Origin of the sequence: Myroides sp. NP-2, from assembly GCF_014145665.1 — a bacterium.
Taxonomy (GTDB): Bacteria; Bacteroidota; Bacteroidia; order Flavobacteriales; family Flavobacteriaceae; genus Flavobacterium.
Map to the genome: position 1 here is coordinate 63,129 of NZ_JACHTD010000011.1, position 18,376 is coordinate 81,504.

Annotated in this window: 25 protein-coding genes and 1 tRNA gene; 15 read left to right on the plus strand and 11 right to left on the minus strand. The window is 36.6% G+C overall.

Annotated features, from left to right (window positions below; translation table 11 throughout):
• Positions 1-283 precede the first annotated feature (283 nt).
• Positions 284-2,203 (plus strand): OmpA family protein, encoded by a 1,920-nt coding sequence (locus H4K35_RS11510; protein WP_182628102.1) that lies wholly within the window; start codon positions 284-286, stop codon positions 2,201-2,203.
• 13 nt (positions 2,204-2,216) lie between these two features.
• On the opposite strand, the gene H4K35_RS11515 is transcribed toward H4K35_RS11510, so the two are convergent.
• The 10 genes from H4K35_RS11515 to H4K35_RS11560 form a co-directional block, all read right to left on the minus strand.
• Positions 2,217-3,533 carry a serine hydrolase gene (locus H4K35_RS11515; protein WP_255492445.1) on the minus strand — a complete coding sequence of 439 codons (1,317 nt, stop codon included), beginning with the start codon at positions 3,531-3,533 and terminating at the stop codon, positions 2,217-2,219.
• Positions 3,534-3,690: 157 nt separating this feature from the next.
• On the minus strand, positions 3,691-4,296 hold the full coding sequence (locus tag H4K35_RS11520) for an outer membrane beta-barrel protein (protein WP_182628106.1): 606 nt from the start codon (positions 4,294-4,296) through the stop codon (positions 3,691-3,693).
• A gap of 7 nt (positions 4,297-4,303) precedes the next feature.
• Positions 4,304-4,948, minus strand: a complete 645-nt coding sequence (locus H4K35_RS11525; RefSeq protein ID WP_182628108.1) for a hypothetical protein — start codon at positions 4,946-4,948, stop codon at positions 4,304-4,306.
• Positions 4,949-5,274: 326 nt separating this feature from the next.
• Complete coding sequence (locus H4K35_RS11530; RefSeq protein WP_182628110.1) at positions 5,275-5,883, minus strand: TlpA disulfide reductase family protein; 609 nt, start codon at positions 5,881-5,883, stop codon at positions 5,275-5,277.
• Positions 5,884-6,526: 643 nt separating this feature from the next.
• Complete coding sequence (locus H4K35_RS11535; RefSeq protein ID WP_182628112.1) at positions 6,527-6,853, minus strand: hypothetical protein; 327 nt, start codon at positions 6,851-6,853, stop codon at positions 6,527-6,529.
• Positions 6,854-6,925: 72 nt separating this feature from the next.
• Positions 6,926-7,129 (minus strand): Arm DNA-binding domain-containing protein, encoded by a 204-nt coding sequence (locus H4K35_RS11540; protein WP_182628114.1) that lies wholly within the window; start codon positions 7,127-7,129, stop codon positions 6,926-6,928.
• Positions 7,130-7,209: 80 nt separating this feature from the next.
• Entirely contained in the window at positions 7,210-7,836 is a 627-nt protein-coding gene (locus tag H4K35_RS11545) for a DUF4145 domain-containing protein (protein ID WP_182628116.1), read from the minus strand.
• Positions 7,837-8,032: 196 nt separating this feature from the next.
• Positions 8,033-8,106: transfer RNA gene (locus tag H4K35_RS11550), tRNA-Ala, on the minus strand.
• 14 nt (positions 8,107-8,120) lie between these two features.
• Positions 8,121-8,663, minus strand: coding sequence for an NADPH-dependent FMN reductase (locus H4K35_RS11555; protein WP_182628119.1), 543 nt, complete (start codon positions 8,661-8,663; stop codon positions 8,121-8,123).
• A gap of 80 nt (positions 8,664-8,743) precedes the next feature.
• The gene (locus H4K35_RS11560; RefSeq protein WP_182628122.1) at positions 8,744-9,547 is read right to left on the minus strand and encodes an META domain-containing protein; all 804 of its coding nucleotides are present in this window, start codon (positions 9,545-9,547) and stop codon (positions 8,744-8,746) included.
• Between the two features lie 219 nt (positions 9,548-9,766).
• Between H4K35_RS11560 and pyrR the strand changes: the two genes are divergently transcribed.
• The 7 genes from pyrR to H4K35_RS11595 all read left to right on the plus strand — a co-directional run bounded on the left by pyrR (position 9,767) and on the right by H4K35_RS11595 (position 14,148).
• On the plus strand, positions 9,767-10,315 hold the full coding sequence (gene pyrR, locus H4K35_RS11565) for a bifunctional pyr operon transcriptional regulator/uracil phosphoribosyltransferase PyrR (protein ID WP_182628124.1): 549 nt from the start codon (positions 9,767-9,769) through the stop codon (positions 10,313-10,315).
• A 21-nt stretch (positions 10,316-10,336) separates the two neighbouring features.
• Positions 10,337-11,263 carry an aspartate carbamoyltransferase catalytic subunit gene (locus H4K35_RS11570; RefSeq protein ID WP_182628126.1) on the plus strand — a complete coding sequence of 309 codons (927 nt, stop codon included), beginning with the start codon at positions 10,337-10,339 and terminating at the stop codon, positions 11,261-11,263.
• Positions 11,264-11,293: 30 nt separating this feature from the next.
• On the plus strand, positions 11,294-11,635 hold the full coding sequence (locus H4K35_RS11575; RefSeq protein WP_182628128.1) for a ribonuclease Z: 342 nt from the start codon (positions 11,294-11,296) through the stop codon (positions 11,633-11,635).
• Positions 11,636-11,729: 94 nt separating this feature from the next.
• A complete protein-coding gene (locus H4K35_RS11580; protein ID WP_182628129.1) occupies positions 11,730-12,638 on the plus strand; it encodes a ribonuclease Z in 909 nt (302 codons plus the stop codon).
• A gap of 16 nt (positions 12,639-12,654) precedes the next feature.
• Positions 12,655-13,302: a pyridoxamine 5'-phosphate oxidase gene (gene pdxH, locus H4K35_RS11585; protein ID WP_182628130.1), complete on the plus strand. Its 648-nt coding sequence runs from the start codon at positions 12,655-12,657 to the stop codon at positions 13,300-13,302.
• 13 nt (positions 13,303-13,315) lie between these two features.
• The gene (locus tag H4K35_RS11590; RefSeq protein WP_182628131.1) at positions 13,316-13,576 is read left to right on the plus strand and encodes a hypothetical protein; all 261 of its coding nucleotides are present in this window, start codon (positions 13,316-13,318) and stop codon (positions 13,574-13,576) included.
• 11 nt (positions 13,577-13,587) lie between these two features.
• A complete protein-coding gene (locus H4K35_RS11595; RefSeq protein ID WP_182628132.1) occupies positions 13,588-14,148 on the plus strand; it encodes a Smr/MutS family protein in 561 nt (186 codons plus the stop codon).
• A gap of 53 nt (positions 14,149-14,201) precedes the next feature.
• Here the strand turns inward: H4K35_RS11595 and H4K35_RS11600 are convergent, their stop codons facing one another.
• Entirely contained in the window at positions 14,202-15,215 is a 1,014-nt protein-coding gene (locus H4K35_RS11600; protein WP_182628133.1) for a hypothetical protein, read from the minus strand.
• A gap of 132 nt (positions 15,216-15,347) precedes the next feature.
• On the opposite strand from H4K35_RS11600, the gene H4K35_RS11605 reads away from it, so the two are divergent.
• From H4K35_RS11605 to H4K35_RS15840, 7 genes are read left to right on the plus strand one after another with little or no spacing between them, the layout of a single operon-like run.
• Positions 15,348-17,102, plus strand: coding sequence for an MFS transporter (locus H4K35_RS11605; protein WP_182628134.1), 1,755 nt, complete (start codon positions 15,348-15,350; stop codon positions 17,100-17,102).
• Positions 17,086-17,271 carry a hypothetical protein gene (locus H4K35_RS11610; RefSeq protein ID WP_182628135.1) on the plus strand — a complete coding sequence of 62 codons (186 nt, stop codon included), beginning with the start codon at positions 17,086-17,088 and terminating at the stop codon, positions 17,269-17,271. Before H4K35_RS11605 ends, H4K35_RS11610 begins: the two co-directional genes overlap by 17 nt.
• Before the next feature lie 46 nt (positions 17,272-17,317).
• Positions 17,318-17,440 carry a hypothetical protein gene (locus H4K35_RS15820; protein ID WP_255492446.1) on the plus strand — a complete coding sequence of 41 codons (123 nt, stop codon included), beginning with the start codon at positions 17,318-17,320 and terminating at the stop codon, positions 17,438-17,440.
• 44 nt (positions 17,441-17,484) lie between these two features.
• Complete coding sequence (locus H4K35_RS15825; RefSeq protein WP_255492447.1) at positions 17,485-17,607, plus strand: hypothetical protein; 123 nt, start codon at positions 17,485-17,487, stop codon at positions 17,605-17,607.
• Positions 17,608-17,653: 46 nt separating this feature from the next.
• Positions 17,654-17,776 carry a hypothetical protein gene (locus tag H4K35_RS15830; protein ID WP_255492447.1) on the plus strand — a complete coding sequence of 41 codons (123 nt, stop codon included), beginning with the start codon at positions 17,654-17,656 and terminating at the stop codon, positions 17,774-17,776.
• 45 nt (positions 17,777-17,821) lie between these two features.
• Positions 17,822-17,944, plus strand: a complete 123-nt coding sequence (locus H4K35_RS15835) for a hypothetical protein (RefSeq protein ID WP_255492448.1) — start codon at positions 17,822-17,824, stop codon at positions 17,942-17,944.
• A 44-nt stretch (positions 17,945-17,988) separates the two neighbouring features.
• On the plus strand, positions 17,989-18,111 hold the full coding sequence (locus tag H4K35_RS15840; protein WP_255492447.1) for a hypothetical protein: 123 nt from the start codon (positions 17,989-17,991) through the stop codon (positions 18,109-18,111).
• The last annotated feature ends 265 nt before the right edge of the window (positions 18,112-18,376 follow it).

The window sequence follows — 18,376 nt, forward strand, 5'->3', positions numbered from 1 at the left end:
ACCAAAGAATTCTTTTTATTTTTTAAAATATGTTTATAAATAGTTGATTGTTAGGGTTTGTAATGCGAAAAAAACGTTAAAATAAAAATTAGAGTTACGCTTTTTTGAGGATGGAAATGAAAAACTATTAAAATTAGAAGAATCATAACAAAAGAGGGCTGTAGTTGAATATTGTTTAAATAGGGGGAAGTACGGTGTTAATTAGCTATTAAAACGACAGTGTGTTGACAATGTAGGCGACTGTTGAGACGTTAGTTTGCTAGAAAAGCGAACGAATAGAAAAATGAGAAGAATTGCAGTATTATTTTTTCTTGTCCTAACGGTAACGGCACAAGGAAAACGCAAGCCCAGTTTAAAAAAAGCGGATAAGTATTTCGCAAAGACAGCCTATGTCAAAGCGAAAGACGAATATATGCGTTTGTTGAGGGGGCGACATACTCCGAAGTACATCAACCAGCAATTGGCTGTGTGTTATGACAAATTGGGACTTGCCGTTCAAGCGGCACAGTTTTATGCAAAATCCTTAGAACAAGACCCGACATTGCCTGTAGAATGGCAGTATCGCTTGGCGTATAACCTCAATTTAAATGGGCGATATGAGGCTGCAGAAACAGCGATGAGGAAATTCGCAACTGATGCAGTAGAAGACGGGCGCGGGCGCTATTTTTTACAACACGCCAAGGCCTATGTAGATTTGGAGCATACTCCCTCAGCTTACTATGTAGAGGAATCGGGGATTAACGATTCTTTTTATGAGGATCACAGCTTGTCGTGGTCGACGGCCGACACGCTACTCTTCGTTTCAAATCGAACAAAATACAGTCAAACCTGGGTACGCAAACTGTTTGAGGCGCGCGAAAAGGGTACGCAAAAACCCAATACCGCCCTATATCAAACGATGCGCAAATCCAAAGATGAACCCTTGCGAGAACATAGTCTACTCCGAGGGCCGATCAACCGACGTTTTATGGATGGACAAGCCGTCATGCATCCCAATGGGGGATTGATCTATTTTACCTCTGAAAGTTACCGCAATCGCAAGTTTCGAAAAAATAAAGAAGTCAAGAAACGACAAGGGAGAATGAGTCTATTTTGGGCAGAACGAAAAGGGAAAAAGTGGAAAAAAATAAAGGTATTACCTTTTGTAGAAGCTGCTTATACCTATACTGATCCTTTTGTTACTCCACAGGGAGATTATTTGTATTACGCATCGGATCAGGCAGGTTCTTCGGGTGAATTAGACTTGTGGCGCGTGGCTATTCTCGAAGGGGGAAAGGCTTTTGGAACACCAGAAAACTTAGGTGAACGAATCAACACGGCATTTAACGAACGATACCCTTTTGTCAGTGCTGATGGACGCTTGTATTTTACTTCCGATCGATGGGGAGGCTATGGCGGTATGGATATTTATGTTTTGGATCTCAATGACCCCTCTGCTCAACCTATGAATATGGGGGAGGGCATTAATACGCCAAAAGACGATTTTAATTTCGTTTACAACAGCGAGCTCGACTATGGTTTTCTATCCACCAATCGCGTCGGAAGACAGGATATTTACCGCGTGCTACCCAAATGTGAAGCAACTGTAACAGGCGTGGTGATGGATGGGGAAACACAAGAACCATTGAATCAAGCCGAAGTGGTGTTCGTGGATCATTCGCGCCAAGTTTTAGCTCGTCTACAAACTGACGAAACAGGACAATATACCACGGTTTTGCCCTGCCATAAAACCTATCGCGTCCAAGTAGTTAAAGAAGGCTATTTCTACAAAGAAGAGGAGGCAATTGATCCTAAAGTTCAAGAGACTTTTCAGACTATTGCCTTGAGAAAACAAGAGAAACCCGTCATTCAAGACAATAAAGTGATACTCAACGATATTCCTTTTGAATTTGATCAAGCAACCATTACCACCGCAGGGGAACGCGAATTGGATCGACTCCTTGCTTTGATGGAGGAACATAAAACGCTGCGCATTTTAATTGTTGCTCATACAGATAAAGTAGGAAGAGAAAAATACAACAAAAAACTGTCTCTAGACAGAGCAAATGCTACCGCTCAGTACTTGTTTGACCACGGAATTACAAGGGATCGCATAGAGACAAAAGGGGTAGGGAGCAGCGAACCCAAAGTTGATTGTTCTAGCTGTACGGAAATTGAAGATCAGCAAAACAGGCGTTCAGAATTTATCATTCTACAACCCTAAAAGCAGCGGATTTCTATTTTTTTGGGTCAACTTTATTCAGGATAAAATTGGCTTTTAACTGTTGTACTGTTACTTGGTTGTTCTGTGGGATAAAACTATAGGTCACCGTTCCTTCAGGAGAGCGGAAGGTATTTTCTCCCACAGCATCCAATAAGGCATATCGATTACAGCCCGATGGTTTTAAAAAGAGTTTATTTTTTTTAATGACAAATTCGATGGTAAGGTCTAATTGGGGATTGTGGTACGAGCCTACATAGTGCTGCAGCTGTTCATCTGTAACAGGAATAGTGTCAAATTGTGGAAGGGTATATTTTTTTGCATACAAAATAGCAAGTAGGGCGTCAAAGAGTTGATAATGCGAGAATGCCGCGCCATTAATGGCATAAACAAGGGTTAATTTTTCTTCTTCGCTATAATAGAGCAAAGAAAAAGAACCAAAGGTGCCACCCGTATGGCCGACAAAATTTTTCTTGTTGTAGAGGTAATACATCATCCCACGTCCGTATTTTTCTTTGTATGGAACGGGTTTCATACTCGCCAAGCTACTTTTAGAGATTAATTTGTTCGAAAACAACGCTTGATTAAACTGAGCCAAATCATCAACAGAAGAAATGAGGTCGTTGACCCCGTTGGTGTTTTCAAAGCTAATTTCATCCATCGCTTCCCATTGATCAAATAATTGATAGGATTGAACGGGATAAGGTAAAACATCACTGGCCGTATAGGTGTTTTCTAAGTGTATTTTTTTTATGATGTACTTTTTTACGGCTTCGTCATAGCTCATTTGGCGCTTATGTTCGACGATTCGAGCCAGGAGGTAATAGCCCGTATTGGAAAAGAAAAAGTTTTTCTTTTTTAGCCCAAAATGTGGGGTTCCTTGTTGTGTGATATTCTCCTGAATTGCCTGCTCACTTTGGCTTTCTCTAAGCCAGTAAAAGTCGTCTTCATAGCAAGTGTAGTCGTCTAATCCACTGGTGTGACTGAGTAAATCACTAATTTTAATCATAAATAAGTTCGGGATGTTGAGCTCTGGAAAGTAAGAGGCAACGCGATCGTCAAGTTTGAGTTTACCTTCATCAACCAATTGGTAAATCAGAACAGCAGTAAACATTTTGGTAATCGAACCAATGTGATATAAATGAGGAGCTTGTTGATCTTCACCCACCAATTGATGTCCAAAATCACGAGCGTAGATGACTTTGTTATTTTTGTAGATAGCCACAGAACCAATTCCCCTTTGAAAAGAATTGATGCGTTCTATGTATTCATCTGCCTTAGCAGTATTGAAGGGCTGCGCCCAAATAGAAGGAGAGAAAAATAGTAGAATCAAAAAAATAGACCATTTTGTGTACATCGTATTGAATACTTTCGAATAAATTCAAATATATAGATTTAATTGTAGACAACCATTTGACAGAAAAGGGAAAATAAAAGGCAGTCCATTAAGTTAGAACTGCCTAAGCATATTAATTTAGGTGAAGAATGCTTTATCTAAACGTATAGGCAACACTCAAGGTAAGCCAATTTTTTTTCCATTTATCCTTTGAACCTTCAATGTCATTGATATTGGTTAAACCTAGATCATATTTGAGATTAAGGTCTATGTTTTCCGTTAATTTGTATCCTGCACCGGCAAAAACGCTCATGTCCATAAACTTGATTCCCTTTCCAAAGAGAGTCATTCCTGGCTCTTCTTCATTGTATGGATTTTTAGATACAATAGTACTGCCAATATTGACTCCTGTAAAAGTCTTAAATTTATTTTTGAAACTATAGTGCACACTGATTGGTTCTATGAGCATGGTGTGTAAAACAACATTGGTTTTGTATTCCTTACTTCTTGCTCCTAGATTTGCATAACCCAATCCATAACGGATAGCCCAAGTGTCGTTAAATTCATAAGAGTTGTAAATACCTATGTAAATTCCTGCTTTTTCACTTGTATCTAATCCATTGATATTAGAAGCAGTTCCTCCGATTTCAATACCAAAATCACAGGTATAGCAGAAAAAACCATTGCCATAATATTGCGCATAAGAGGAGTAGAAAAAAAGAAAAAACAAAACGAGAGTAAGGTGTATTTTTGTTTTCATCTGATGATTACTTTGTTAGGCATGATTCATAGGTTTCAAGAAGAACATGGAGGCGTTCAGATTTCTTTTTTTTCTTTTGAGCTTCAGCAAAACGCTCCATAATGTCTTCACATTCTGGGAACAAAAGTTCTTTTGCTCCACCTATTTTAGACTCAAAAGACTCGTCAAAGTAAGGATCAGTATTAACAAGTATATCAGAATCGGGCTTGCTTAAGTAATACCCTTGTGTTGTAGGATCGAAAATAATTAGGATGTATTCTTCTCCTTTCTGCTTTTTAACGTCGTACATTAATCCTGGGGCTGAGATAATAATGTTTTCACGAACATCCGTGATCATTGACCATACGTCGACATTTTGTCTTTTTCTAATTTCCCCATTTTTTTTGAAATGCGATATCTTTCCACGTTTAAAGACTATTTTTTTTTGTCCATTATTGATATAGATATCCATATACGCTAAGGTAGAAGCATCAATTTTCTCTTTTTTGCCATTGATTTTAACCTTTAGTTGTTTAGCATTTACTTTAAAAGGCATTTCAATTTCAAGATTAACAGCTCTGTTATCTCCCTTGTAATAAATAGTTCCTTTATAGGATTTGGCAAAAAGAAAAAAAGGAAGCAATAAGAATAGTGTAAGTAAGGTTGGTTTCATTGTTAAATTTTTTGGCAAAAATAAACAATTTATTAACATTTACAAGAATGATTACTTAATAAGGGAGTGGTAATGTGCTATGTTTTATTATTTATTTTGAATATTATAAGGCTTTTTTAGTGTTTATGTGGTGATGTAGTATTCTTGTTTAAAACAAAATGTTGTGTAATACAATAAAATACTTCAATTTGTTTTCAATAGATAACTAAGCCTTGCTTATTGGTTCAACTTCTAGAAATAATAAACAGTATATTTAATTTATGTAGTTCCATCGTTTGTTGGGTTTAGGGTATAAAAAAACTACCTGATGGGGTAGTTTTTAGGTATTAATGTTCTTTTACATAGTTATCTAACCCTTGAAATAGAAGATTTTCCATCTGTGTTGGACCAAAAAAATGCGTATTTACTCCATTTTCGTAGATTAAATTGATAGGTAAACCCAGTGTGTCCATTTTAATATTTCGGTCTTTAAGAAAGCTACCAAGCATTCTATGATTGAAAGGATCTATTAATTTATCATCCCCCATAAGTTGATAGGTTTTATCTATATTTAGTTTTTTCATTTTGTCTAAGACTACTTTATTTTGAGCTATTGTTACTTTGTCAAAGTTTACAAAAATGAGATTAATGTTTCGGCTAGCTGCATATTCTTTTAATGTTGGAATCTCTTTTAAACAAGATTCACACCAGCTTGCCCAAAAATTCACCATTGTTTTGGTAGTGGTAGCTTGTGTTATAGCATCATATTGAGCAATAGAAATGCGGTCAATTATTTTAGTTGCGAGTGCTTCTTCAACTGTTTCTTCGGAAATAAGTGAAGATTCAGAAGTTTCACCTGCTACTGTTACATTAGTAGAAAACCAATAGTATATGATTCCCCCAGCCACAGCTATAGTAAAAATGATTCCTGCTAAGAAGTAAAGTACTTTTTTCATAATTTATTATTTAATGGTTGTACTATAAGTGGTTTGTTTCTTGTATTTGTTACACTATGTTATTTATATTGGTTTATTGTTAGTGATAATACGAAGTGATTAAGATTTTTTAACGTTATTTTATCTTAAGGGATTGAAGGGGAAAGTTCATCGATGTCCTATAAAATGGTGCTAGGTACTAATTTTAGTAGTGTACTGTATGGTAAAATGCTATTTGCATGTAAGAAAAACTTCGTTAGAGATAAATAGTTGCAACCTCCACTAAAAACATGCAACCTATTTTGCAACCTTTAGATAAGTGTAGTATGTAGTATACAAAATTAGATTCACTTTAAGTTTTTTTTGGTATTTCCTATCCCAAGAAAAAAAGGAGAGTAACATAATAGATAAAAATAGGAAGGGTTTGTTGTCAAAGTAAAACTGAATTTCTTATTCCTTCATCTACTTTACTTGTTTGGAAGACTTGTAAAATTTCCGAACGGGCAAGCCTACAAAGCGGCCTAGCTTAGGCAGATCAAAAGGTCAAAACCTCTTAAAACCTTCCTAATAATGGTCGTATACCGATGCACAACAAAAAAACCTCACCTAAAATTAGATGAGGTTTTATCTTGTTACGTTTATTAGACAACGTCTTAAAATGAGCTTATCTTGATGGTTCGCAATCTCTCAAGACTTTTACAGTTCCTGTTTCACAATATTCTCTTTGTTTAGCTTTAAGTCCTGCTTGTGAATAAGCAGTAATTAATGGAATTAGGAAATCACCTTCAGGTTCTCCATTTTCATTGCATTCGAATAATAATCCTATCCAGCAGTCGTATGCTCTATTATAGGCAGTTGACTCGTCAACTTGTATATATCCTTCTTTTTCATATTCGGCAAAAAATGATTTTGTTTCTGCAGTTTGAACTCCTGATTGAGCGAAAGATCCAACTGAAAGCAAAACTGCTCCCATTAGCATTAATTTTTTCATAATAAATATTTTAAAATTGGTTATTATAAAAATAGATGATTTTTATATGTACTAAAAATAAAATCTTAATAATTAACATAATATACAGTTATACTGTAACTTAAATTTGCTAAATGTAGTAGTTGGTTTGCTTGTATTTTGCCAATGTTCTGGTTTTATAAATAGCCCAATAGAAAACTCTTTTCTAGCTTTTAAATAGGTTATCCTACATCTAATAGGACAAGTTCCTTTTTGATTGGTTCTGTTTTTTTGTAATAAAAATAATATGTTTAGCATGGTGTCTTGGTTTTAGGGTGTAAAAAAAGGTATACCTGCTGGGGTATACCTTAATTTTAATATAGTAGAAGAATAGTGATTTAATATGTATCACGTTTTTTTATACCATCAATTTTACTAGATGGTAAATTTAGATAAATACCACTAACTTTTTTAGGAAGGGCAATCATATACTCTATAATAACATTTATTAATTCAAATAATTGATTTACAATCTCTTGGCTATCTGTGTCAATTTGACCTGGGTGTACAGCATCATTTCCAGTTACTCTTACAACATCAAGTGATTGTTGAACTATTTCAGGAAGTCCCTTTTTTACCAAGCTTTTTATATCATTATTTATATTGTCACCTTGTTCTCCTAATTCTTTGCATAGAATTTGTATAGCAAGCCTAAGAAGAGCTGCTGCTCCTCTAGGAGATTTATTTTGAATAGAAGCAGCTTCAAGATATAAAGTTTTTACACTTTCAGGCATTTCAGTATTTGGAAAAGGGGCATTTCCATTTTCTGGATAGAACATTTTATCTTTTATCCAAATCGAATACTCGTTGCAATGTTGACATTTTGCAGATCCCAAAATATCATATTGTGAAAGTCCATTATGGTAAAAGTCCATACTTCTAGCATGCCATTCTTGTTTGGCTAAAACTCCACAATGTGGGCAAGTGAATGATTTTTCGTTTAATTTAGGTTGTATGTATTTCATAATTTGATTTTAATACTTGAATAAAGATAATTAAATCTTTTTAACATATAATATTGATACACCTGACAAAAAAATGGTACACCTAAATGTATGCCTTAAACAAGAAGAAAGAGGAGTGAGGTGAATAGGTATTTAACTGAATAGTAGTTGTTAAAAACAAAAAAAGCCACCTATTAGGTAGCTTTTTATATAAAAGTGGAGAAGATGGGGCTCGAACCCACGACCTCTTGACTGCCAGTCAAGCACTCTAGCCAACTGAGCTACATCCCCAACCTTGTTCTTTTTTATCGATTTTTGCTTTCGATCAAAAGTTCCGCTAACATACTCATTTTTTTTCGATATACGTCAGATAATTCATTATTTATATACAAATCCATATTGCTAATGGGAATGCTATAAGGTAATGACCAGGCTCTTAATGCTTTAGCAACATTGTCTAGGGCTTGAATTCCCTGCATGGCTTGATTTCCTGCTGACCAACACGTAAAACCAACTACTTTATTGGTTAAATACGCTGGCATATCTCGGGCAGTTAACTCTAACCAATCCAAGGCATTTTTCATGACACCTGTCATTCCTCCGTGATATAAAGGGGTTAACCAAATCATCACATCCGCAGAGCGGAAGGCCTCGATAAATCGATGTACATCTTGAGGAGGGGTTTCCATGTGTTTTGCTTGGAATATAGGGATCTGATAATCAGATAAGTGTACTTGTTCTACCTCTAGATTAGCCTTTATGAATTCGTCCGCATAGTATTGTGCAATACGTCGTGACGTTCTAAAAGATTCTTCATCCAAAGAACCATTAAAAATTAAAGCTTTCATAAAACTATTAAGTGTTTTTTTTACGGCCTAAATTTACGATAAATATTTGTGATGCGACTCTTTTCCCCTGCTAAAATCACTTATTCCTGTTCTGAGACGAACTGTTTGGGAATGAAGCCAAACATCAATAGTAATTTGTCGTCTTGGTATAAATTCAGGGTTTGTTCGGCTACGTCAAAAGAAAAAGTCTCTCCATCTATAAGGTCAATAAACTCCTTTTCCATTTGTTTGCGATTGGTTGATGCACATTCTTTTTTCTTTACCTCCAAGTCCATGAACTGTATCTTATTGAATGCGTTTGAAATAGCAATCTTTCCTGTGAAATAGCTACAACCTGTATAACCAGAAACGGTATTTTCCTTAAAGTCAAAGGTGAGATAGGGATGGTAAACCTTATCGCTGTTTCCCTTAAATTGAATCAGCTTCCATGCAAAGCGCTCAATATAGTTGAGTATTGGATTTTGCGGTTTCATCGAAAAGACAAACGTTTGCTTTTTTTCATTGACCATAGTCAATACCCCTTGATCTGTGGTAATGCGAATTTTTTGATCACTCATACCAGCCAAGAATTCTTTTTCGAAAGCATTGACATGCTGCGTGCATTCCCTATCATTAGTGATGATCTTATCCGTGAGTATTTGCGTATAGTGTTTGCGTTCTTTAATACGCCTCAGCGGTAAAATATAGTTGTTACAACCGGCAAAACCTTTAATCTCGTATTTTAACGTATTGATTTGTAGGGTAGTTTGTCTTTGTATAGGAAGCGTATTTGTGGTTTTTGTTAAGATCCAGGTGGTGTTCAATATCGAGTCCTGAGGGATTTGAGCCATAGTCATACTGCTAAATATGGACAAAAAGAAGAGGATGATGTAGTGTTTATTCATGATTCAAGCAGTTTTTTTTATAGGCATTTAAAGATAGTAAATTAACTTTTGATATTGCGTTTTTTGTATGGTTAACTTCATCCTAATATGTAAAGCGGAAACAAAGCATCGCTTAAAACCCAAAAAAGGGTGGTTTTATCTTTTTAAATTATTGGGGATAAATTGTGAGGGTAGCATAATTAATTGTAATTTTACCCTCCAAACACAACTCTTTTTTATATGAATCCAAAAGTATTACTTACTTCAAAAGAGATTGATATTATTCTTCATCGTTTGGCCTGTCAGTTGGTAGAAAATCACCTTGATTTTTCTGACACCTTACTAATTGGTATTCAGCCTCGTGGTAAATACCTTGCAAAGCGAATTCAAGCCATTTTAGAGAAAGAGTATGGTATCGTAGATATTCCATTGGGATATTTAGATATTACTTTTTTCCGTGATGATTTTAGGAGAAATCAAAAGCCACTTGAAGCCAATCGAACTGAAATAGATTTTCTTGTTGAAGATAAGAAAGTCGTTTTTATAGATGACGTTTTATATACAGGGCGCAGCATTCGTGCTGCCCTAACGGCTATTCAGTCGTTTGGACGACCTGCAGAAATAGAATTATTGGTGTTGATCGATAGACGCTTTAGTCGTCATTTGCCGATCCAACCCGATTATAGAGGAAGACAAGTAGATGCTTTTGATCGTGAAGCGGTACGCGTACACTGGTCAGAAGACGGATCAAGCGACTGCATCTATCTGGAAGAATTTGATCATAATTAAACGGAAAACCTACTTGAAGTAATGAAAGAATTAAGTGTAAATCACCTATTAGGAATAAAATATATAAATAAAGACGATATTGATTTAATTTTTGAAACGGCGGATCACTTTAAAGAAGTAATCAACAGACCCATCAAAAAAGTACCTTCACTACGAGATATTACTATTGCAAATATCTTTTTTGAAAATAGTACGCGAACTAAATTGTCTTTTGAATTAGCACAGAAGCGCCTTTCTGCCGATGTGATCAGTTTTTCTTCAGCCCAGTCTTCTGTTAAAAAGGGAGAGACATTAATTGATACGGTTAATAATATTTTAGCCATGAAAGTGGACATGGTAGTTATGCGTCATAGCCATCCTGGAGCCGCTTATTTTTTGTCTAAAAATGTGAAAGCGAGTATCGTTAATGCGGGAGATGGCGCACATGAACATCCTACGCAAGCCCTACTTGACAGTTACTCTATTCGCGAGCGATTGGGTGATGTAGCGGGTAAAAAGGTTGTGATTGTTGGGGATATCTTACACTCACGTGTAGCTTTGTCTAATATTTTTGCTTTGCAAATGCAAGGAGCAGAAGTGCGCGTTTGTGGTCCCAAAACCTTAATCCCAAAACACATTGAAAGTCTGGGGGTAAAGGTAGAGTCAAACCTGAGAAAAGCACTAGAGTGGTGTGATGTAGCAAATATGTTGCGCGTGCAAAACGAGCGCTTAGACTTCAGTTATTTCCCCAATACCCGTGAATACGCCCAACAATTTGGATTGACCAAAGAGATCTTAGACTCCTTGGACAAAGAAATTGTCGTCATGCACCCGGGTCCTATTAATAGAGGAGTTGAGATTACTTCTGATGTAGCGGACTCACAGCAATCTGTGATTTTAGATCAGGTAGAAAATGGAGTTGCCATCCGCATGGCGGTTATTTATCTTTTGGCATCAAAGATTAAATAGCTATTTTAGTGCCATCAAAATTAGTATACAATGAAAGTTACAGAAAAAGGACATACCAAAGTAATCCAAATCGGAACGGATACCATTGCAGGCGTATTGCAAAAAATAACAGCGCAGTACCAAGCTTTGTTTATGGATTATAACCTAGTGATCGACTTGTCAGGTTCACAAGAAGAGGTAACCGAAGACAAATTGGAAGCTATTGAAGAATTGGCCATTGAGCATATGGAAGAGGCAAATAAATCATTTGTCATCGTAACAGAAGCCGTGAACTTTAACGATTTTGATGGAGATCTAATTGTAGTGCCTACCAAACAAGAGGCCTTCGATTTGATCGAAATGGACGAAATACAACGCGATTTAGAATTATAAAGAACAGAAAAGGCTTAAGTAATTAAGCCTTTTTCTTTTGCATGATAGGGGCTTTTTCGTACCTTACATCCACAAACTATTAAATTCTGATCTATTGAAACTTACTATATTAGGTTGTTATGCCGCAACACCAAGAACCATGACCAATCCCACCTCTCAGGTGTTAGAACTGAATGGTCATATGTTTTTAATCGATGCGGGAGAGGGAACCCAAATTCAATTGCGCAAGAACAAGATTAAGTTTCAGCGAATTAACCACGTCTTTATTTCCCATTTACACGGTGACCACTTCTTTGGGTTGATCGGATTGATCTCCACCTTTTCCTTGTTAAATAGACAAAGTGATTTACACGTTTACGGTCCCAAAGGGATCAAAGAAATTATCTTGTTGCAATTGCGATTGAGCAATTCCTATACAGGATATGGATTGTATTTTCACGAGTTAGAAAGCAAAGAAAGTGTAGTCGTTTTTGAAGATGAACGCGTAGTAGTACGCACCATTCCCTTGGATCATCGCGTTTACACCAATGGGTATTTGTTTGAATCAAAACCTGGAGATCGAAAACTGAGAATAGGGGCTATTGAAGACCTGGAAATTGATCGTTGTTACTATCAAAAAATTAAACAAGGCGGCAATATTACCTTAGACGATGGTACGGTTATCCAAAATAAGGATATTACCTATGATCCCGAGCCAACGGAAAGCTACGCTTTTTGTTCGGATACCTATTATTCAGAAGCCATTGTGCCAATAATAAAAGGAGTCGATGCCTTGTATCACGAAAGTACATTTCTCGAGTCCGAATCGCATTATACGGAGCGAACCAAACACTGTACGGCCAAACAAGCGGCTACCATTGCAAAACTCGCTCAGGCTAAGGTGCTTATATTAGGACACTATTCTACGCGTTACACCGATATTACCGCTTTTAAAACAGAAGCTGAAGAAGTTTTTGACGGAACGATTTTAAATGCCGATGATGGTGTTATCTTTGATCTTTAATTCCTAAATCTAGAGCATGAGTGATTTAAGTAACTATAGAAAATCATACGAAAAACAAGTATTGATCGAAACTGAAGTGGACCAAAATCCCATGATGCAATTCCGTCATTGGTTTTGTGAAGTAGAAGACTTCGGTGGAGTAGAGGAAGTCAATGCAATGACAGTTTCCTCCATAGGATTGGATGGATTTCCAAAAGCGAGAGTGGTCTTGTTGAAATCTTATGACGAAAATGGATTCGTGTTTTTTACGAATTATAATTCGGAAAAAGGCAAGGCAATTTTAGCTAACCCACAGGTGTGTTTGTCATTTTTTTGGCCGTCGATGGAACGTCAAGTGATCATCAAGGGTATTGCAAAAAAAGTGTCAGAACAACAATCGGATAACTACTTCGACAGTCGACCGCTGGGGAGTCGCTTAGGCGCTATTGTATCCAATCAAAGCGAAGTTGTTTCTTCCTATGACGAACTCGTACAAGCATTGAAAACACTGGAGAATAACGCTGTGGAAGGCGAAGTAAAACGACCTAAAAACTGGGGAGGCTTTTGCGTTGCACCGGTTAGTATTGAATTTTGGCAAGGAAGACCAAATCGATTACACGATCGTATTCGATATACCCTTACGGAAGATCAGCTGGATTGGACGTTGGAGCGCTTAGCCCCTTAAGAAAGATAAACACATGAAAATACAAAAAATAGTACTACCACTTGCCGTAGTAGCCTTTATGATCTGGGCTTTGATGGAACAAGCATCGGAACAACCTAAACTGTGGGTACAAATAATCGGAGTAGCTTTATTCTTTATAGCTATGGCGCGTTTGATGCAAAAAACACCGAGTAATAAACCTAAAGAATCCTTGGTCATTCGAACGGATCGTCAAGCAATAGAAGAGGAGCAAGCGGAAGAAATGTATTCGATAACAGATGAAACAAAAAAATAATTTCAAGTAAGATGTTGAGTAAAGGAGATTACGTACAAGTATTGGATGAAAACGAAGAGGGCATTGTCATCAATCTAATCGGTGATCAAGTAACCATTGAAACGAAAGATGGTTTTGTTTTGAATTATAAGCCGTCAGAGTTATTGAAAATAGTCAAAGAGGACGAGGTAGATTTTAGAGCAGCAAGTTCAAAAGGATCTATTCAAGAAGCCTTAGAAAGCAAAGTAGAGCCCAAAAAACGCTCTTTTGTAAAGGAAAAGAAATCGCGTAAAGAGGAGTTTATTCTCGAAGTTGATTTGCATATCGAAAAGCTAACTAAAGACTATAAACGCATGGAAAAGCACGATATGTTGACCTTACAACTGGATGCGGCAAGAGGACAGCTAGAATTTGCTATTCGCAACCGTATTCCGCGTATTGTTTTCATTCACGGCGTGGGAGAAGGTGTCTTAAAAGCAGAACTCGAATTTTTGTTTAGCCGATACGCAGAGGTTGTTGCAGAAGATGCAAACTACCAAAAATACGGCGTTGGAGCTATGCAAATTTACATCAAACAAAATCCAAATCGATAAATAAAAAAATCCCCAGCTAATATGGGGATTTTTTTATTTAGGGTAATCCTATTTTATTCTTGTACGAATGTTCCAAATGGTAAGATTGTTTTGTGGAACGTTAAGTTATCATATAAAGCTTTCATGAAAACCACATTTTTTAACGTGATTTCGTGTCTTAGTTTAGGCTCTTCATCTCCTGCAGGTCTTGTCCATCGCGTATTGATGACAATTTCTCCCACAGTAGCACTCCAATTTTCTACTAAGCGATTGTTGTTCGCTGGAGTATTTCCTGGTATATCTCCTTCGTTTTCACAAACTTCTGTGAAGTTAATTCCCGCACGTGCATATTGTCTGTAAACCAATGGACGTGTATCGGATAATGGAATAACTTTTTCACCTTCTTCTGTTGGGAAATCTGAAGCAGCCAATTGAAGTATCATCGCTTCTTTATCGGAAAGCGTAATCCACTGCGTTTGACATGCGTTAATTGTTTTTAGCGTATTGTCGTTGTTTAAAAACTTAAATGCAAGGGTGTTCGATCGATAGTTGTTGGTACCGAAAGGCATGCGATCGTATTTAATACTCGTTTCTCCATCTTGGAAGTTAACGTTCAAAATGGTGAAATTGTATTGGTAGGTTAGCCCCACAGAATGATCGCCAATCAATTCAGTAAGGTCGTTGTTTCGAATAGAAACCATGCGCTGTGTGCGCAATGTTGCTCCTGGTGAAGCTTGAATCTCTTCTACAACTGTTGGAACACTTGGCGATGGAAATGTACAAATAGAGGTATTCTCCACTCTGCCGTTGTATTTTCTATAGGCTAAACTCGTGTTTGTTCCATCGATCTCCACGTCAACCACTGAAATACTCTCATCACGCATGAAATTATCCATGTCTGCAATTAAAATAAAAGCATCCGTTTCCTTTAATTTGTAGAAAACTTTTGCCCCATCTCCTTGGTCTGAACAGCGGTTTACCGTTGTTACAGTAGAGAAATCAATATCATTGTAGGTAAGCTTGCCATCGTCGCAAGAACTTAATCCGAATAAGCAAATAGCAGTAGCTAGCGTATAAACCTTTTTCATAAAGTAAATATATCGTTATCGAGAGTACAAAAATACTTTTTTTATCTTAAGTAGGGACATTTAAGAGCAGATATAGGTTATTTAATTATCTTTGGTTACGTTAAAGATAACTTAAAATATAAGCTGCTCGCTATGAATTCATTGCCTACTAAAACAAATTACCCTGCACTATATACCTTAGTAACTGTATTCTTTTTTTGGGGATTCTTTGCCGCGGGGAATAGCATTTTTATTCCTTTTTGTAAAGCGTTTTTTAATTTAGATCAGTTTCAGTCCCAATTGATCGATTTTTCCTTTTATACCGCATATTATTTTGGTGCCTTGTTGCTGTTTATACTCAGTGCGTGGAAAAAACGTGATATCGTAAGTAATTGGGGATATAAACGGTCTATTGTCTATGGATTATTGTTTTCAACTGTTGGAGCAGTAGCTATGATTTGGGCAGTTCAAATCAGTGTTTATGCCGCTTTATTGGTTGGTTTGTTTATTGTAGCCCTAGGATTCTCTCTTCAGCAGATCGCTGCCAATCCCTTTGCTATTTCACTGGGTGATCCCAAAACGGGAACGAGCCGCGTCAGCTTAGGCGGGGGAATCAATTCTTTAGGAACGACGATAGGTCCCCTGTTGATGGCCTATGCCCTGTATGGGAGCGCTAAAACATTGACAGATGATCAAATTCAACATCTAAGCTTGGATTCGATGACAGTCTTATACGGTGCGGTAGGGGGATTGTTTCTACTAGCGGCTTTGCTTTTTTTCTTTTCAAAAAAAATTCCCCCAGGAAGGAGTCGAGCTGAAATAAAACCCGCCAAAAAAGCCATTGGCTTATTAGTTGGGATGACCATCTTGCTAGTAGCGGTTTTCATACCTGTATTTGGAACGTATAAAAGCGATGCTTATTTGCGCGTTACTACGCTTCAAAAACAACAAGAAGAACTAACGTTAAGCCTCAAAAGCGAAAGTACTTCGCTTGATAAGGCTAATACTGCTATTGAATTGGCAAAAATTAAAACAGAAATAAAAGAAACACTTACCCCTATAGAAAATAAGCGTATTTACTTGTTGGCTGGGGCTTTAGTTGTAATTGTTGGGAGTATTTGCTTCGCTTATTTCAACAGTCAAAAAAACAAAAAAGGCTGGGGCGCCATGCAATATCCTCAACTTTTGTTAGGCATGTTGGCTATCTTCGCTTATGTAGGGGTGGAGGTAGGAATCGGAAGCAACTTAGGGGAACTGTTGAAATTGGAGGAATTTGGCGCTTTGCAATCGGCAGAAATTGCTCCATATGTCTCAATGTATTGGGGAAGCTTAATGATTGGAAGATGGGCCGGAGCAGTGAGCGTCTTCCAACTCAGTAGAACGAAGGAAATACTTGCCCTTATCCTCGTGCCTTTCGCAGCCTATTTGGTTATTTTATTGGCTAACTTCTTTGCAGGAAATGAAATTGAACACCTATACTACTATAGCTTGTGCGTGTTGATTCAAGTTACCTTCTCTTTTTGGAGTAAAAATAAGTCTGCCCGTACCATGGTTCTGTTTAGCTTGTTTGGTTTATTGGCAATGGTAGTTGGACTTTTTTCTACGGGTATGCTTGCTATATATGCCTTTCTAGCTGGTGGATTGGCTTGTAGCGTACTGTGGCCTGCAATCTTTAATATCGCTATTATGGGGTTGGGGAAATATACGGCTCAAGGTTCTTCGTTTTTGATTATGATGATTTTAGGAGGGGGTATCCTGCCACCAATTCAAGGCAAAATTGCCGATATGATAGGCATTCACGAATCCTATATCGTCAATGCGGTTTGTTTTGGATATTTATTGCTCTTTGGAATAATTGCCAAGAGAGTTTTGCATAAACAAGGTATTGCGATTGACGAGATTGACTAAAAAAACACATAAAAAAAAGAATTTTTTTCAAGGCAAAATTGCCGATATCATCGGTATTCACGAGTCTTATATCGTCAATGCGGTTTGTTTTGGATATTTATTGCTCTTTGGAATAATTGCCAAGAGAGTTTTGCATAAACAAGGCATTGCGATTGACGAGATTGACTAAAAAAATACATAAAAAAAAGAATTTTTTTCAAGGCAAAATTGCCGATATGATAGGCATTCACGAGTCTTATATCGTTAATGCGGTTTGTTTTGGATATTTATTGCTCTTTGGAATAATTGCCAAGAGAGTTTTGTATAAACAAGGCATTGCGATTGACGAGATTGACTAAAAAAACATATAAAAAAGAATTTTTTTCAAGGCAAAATTGCCGATATGATAGGTATACACGAATCTTATATCGTCAATGCGGTTTGTTTTGGATATTTATTGCTCTTTGGAATAATTGCCAAGAGAGTTTTGCATAAACAAGGTATTGCGATTGACGAGATTGACTAAAAAAACACATAAAAAAAAGATTTTTTTTCAAGGCAAAATTGCCGATATGATAGGCATTCACGAATCTTATATCGTCAATGCGGTTTGTTTTGGATATTTATTGCTCTTTGGAATAATTGCCAAGAGAGTTTTGCATAAACAAGGCATTGCGATTGACGAGATTGACTAAAAAAACATATAAAAAAAGAATTTTTTTCAAGGCAAAATTGCCGATATGTTAGGTATTCACGAGTCTTATATCGTCAATGCGGTTTGTTTTGGATATTTATTGCTCTTTGGAATAATTGCCAAGAGAGTTTTGCATAAACAAGGTATTGCGATTGACGAGATTGACTAAAAAAACACATAAAAAAAGAATTTTTTTCAAGGCAAAATTGCGATATGATTGGCATTCACGAGTCTTATATCGTCAATGCGGTTTGTTTTGGATATTTATTGCTCTTTGGAATAATTGCCAAGAGAGTTTTGCATAAACAAGGCATTGCGATTGACGAGATTGACTAAAAAAACACATAAAAAAAAGAATTTTTTTTCAAGGTAAATTGGCTGATATCATTGATATTCATGCGTTCGATATCGTAAAGAAAGTATTTTTTTAAAGAAAAAGAGGCATGGTGTACAAACAACCTCTTTACTCTTATACTACACTTAAAAATAGAGGTTATCTAGAAACACAAAACGATTTTGATACAAAGGAATTAAACTTTGTATGAAATATTGATATAGGTTGAAACTGAACTATTATTTTCGATACTTAAAATAATAGTTC

Bases quoted from the DNA above. Each gene is read 5' to 3' on its own strand.
- H4K35_RS11510 (WP_182628102.1), top strand. From the start codon at position 284: ATGAGAAGAATTGCAGTATTATTTTTTCTTGTCCTAACGGTAACGGCA.
- H4K35_RS11520 (WP_182628106.1), bottom strand. From the start codon at position 4,296: ATGAAAACAAAAATACACCTTACTCTCGTTTTGTTTTTTCTTTTTTTC.
- H4K35_RS11525 (WP_182628108.1), bottom strand. From the start codon at position 4,948: ATGAAACCAACCTTACTTACACTATTCTTATTGCTTCCTTTTTTTCTT.
- H4K35_RS11530 (WP_182628110.1), bottom strand. From the start codon at position 5,883: ATGAAAAAAGTACTTTACTTCTTAGCAGGAATCATTTTTACTATAGCT.
- H4K35_RS11535 (WP_182628112.1), bottom strand. From the start codon at position 6,853: ATGAAAAAATTAATGCTAATGGGAGCAGTTTTGCTTTCAGTTGGATCT.
- H4K35_RS11540 (WP_182628114.1), bottom strand. From the start codon at position 7,129: ATGCTAAACATATTATTTTTATTACAAAAAAACAGAACCAATCAAAAA.
- H4K35_RS11545 (WP_182628116.1), bottom strand. From the start codon at position 7,836: ATGAAATACATACAACCTAAATTAAACGAAAAATCATTCACTTGCCCA.
- H4K35_RS11555 (WP_182628119.1), bottom strand. From the start codon at position 8,663: ATGAAAGCTTTAATTTTTAATGGTTCTTTGGATGAAGAATCTTTTAGA.
- H4K35_RS11560 (WP_182628122.1), bottom strand. From the start codon at position 9,547: ATGAATAAACACTACATCATCCTCTTCTTTTTGTCCATATTTAGCAGT.
- pyrR (WP_182628124.1), top strand. From the start codon at position 9,767: ATGAATCCAAAAGTATTACTTACTTCAAAAGAGATTGATATTATTCTT.
- H4K35_RS11570 (WP_182628126.1), top strand. From the start codon at position 10,337: ATGAAAGAATTAAGTGTAAATCACCTATTAGGAATAAAATATATAAAT.
- H4K35_RS11575 (WP_182628128.1), top strand. From the start codon at position 11,294: ATGAAAGTTACAGAAAAAGGACATACCAAAGTAATCCAAATCGGAACG.
- pdxH (WP_182628130.1), top strand. From the start codon at position 12,655: ATGAGTGATTTAAGTAACTATAGAAAATCATACGAAAAACAAGTATTG.
- H4K35_RS11590 (WP_182628131.1), top strand. From the start codon at position 13,316: ATGAAAATACAAAAAATAGTACTACCACTTGCCGTAGTAGCCTTTATG.
- H4K35_RS11595 (WP_182628132.1), top strand. From the start codon at position 13,588: ATGTTGAGTAAAGGAGATTACGTACAAGTATTGGATGAAAACGAAGAG.
- H4K35_RS11600 (WP_182628133.1), bottom strand. From the start codon at position 15,215: ATGAAAAAGGTTTATACGCTAGCTACTGCTATTTGCTTATTCGGATTA.
- H4K35_RS11605 (WP_182628134.1), top strand. From the start codon at position 15,348: ATGAATTCATTGCCTACTAAAACAAATTACCCTGCACTATATACCTTA.
- H4K35_RS15820 (WP_255492446.1), top strand. From the start codon at position 17,318: ATGATAGGCATTCACGAGTCTTATATCGTTAATGCGGTTTGTTTTGGA.
- H4K35_RS15825 (WP_255492447.1), top strand. From the start codon at position 17,485: ATGATAGGTATACACGAATCTTATATCGTCAATGCGGTTTGTTTTGGA.
- H4K35_RS15830 (WP_255492447.1), top strand. From the start codon at position 17,654: ATGATAGGCATTCACGAATCTTATATCGTCAATGCGGTTTGTTTTGGA.
- H4K35_RS15835 (WP_255492448.1), top strand. From the start codon at position 17,822: ATGTTAGGTATTCACGAGTCTTATATCGTCAATGCGGTTTGTTTTGGA.
- H4K35_RS15840 (WP_255492447.1), top strand. From the start codon at position 17,989: ATGATTGGCATTCACGAGTCTTATATCGTCAATGCGGTTTGTTTTGGA.